Source organism: Pseudomonas defluvii, from assembly GCF_001695625.1.
In the GTDB taxonomy this organism is placed as follows: domain Bacteria; phylum Pseudomonadota; class Gammaproteobacteria; order Pseudomonadales; family Pseudomonadaceae; genus Aquipseudomonas; species Aquipseudomonas defluvii.
In genome coordinates, this window is record NZ_MBPN01000301.1 from 1 (window position 1) to 741 (window position 741).

A 741-nucleotide genomic window follows, 5' to 3' on the forward strand; every position below is an offset into this window, starting at 1 on the left:
CAAGTCGCCCGTTGATAGCTTCTGTTGGACCGTTGCTGGTTCCTGGCCGGTCGAAGTAGGCAAGGATGCTCTCAGCGTATTTTTTCAGCGTTTCCCCCAAGCCTTTCACCTCGATGAGCGCTTTGGGCAAGTCGCTGGCTGTAATGATATTTATGACCTCTTCCATGAGTTTTTTACCACGTTTTCGATCCGGCTCGTTGTAGGCGCTGACCACCCGTTGGTACATGCTCCAGGTGCAATCCACTTCGAGGTGGTGCTCATCTGCAAACAGCTGGAACAGTTGCTTTTTGTTGGCGTCAGACAGGTAGCTGATCCGAGTCAGTAGCGTTCGACGGCTTTTGTAGAGCGGGTCATTTTTACGCCCTCTGCGGCCCAGGATGTCGTGTTGCACACGCCGGCGGCATTCATCCAGCATGTTGCTTGCCCAGCGCACGACATGGAAAGGATCCAGCACGGTTTGGGCTTGAGGCAGGGCTTCTTGCGCTGCAGATTTAAACCCCGTAAAACCGTCCATGGCAATGCTTTCGATCTGGTCACGCCACGATTTGGGGCGACTCTGTAGCCATTGCTTAAAGGCTTGTTTGGAGCGGCCTTCCAGCACATCGAGCAAGCGGGCCGGCCCGTTTTTGTTACGCACGGGCGTAAGGTCAACCACGATGGTGACGTACTTGTCACCACAGCGTGTATGTCGCCAAACATGCTCATCCACGCCCAGCACGGTCACACCGTCAAAACGTGTCG

Annotated in this window: 1 pseudogene; it reads right to left on the bottom strand. The window is 54.8% G+C overall.

From position 1 onward, the window contains the following. A pseudogene (locus tag EKA13_RS27435) lies at positions 1-741 on the bottom strand (ISL3-like element ISPsp2 family transposase); the annotation flags it as partial.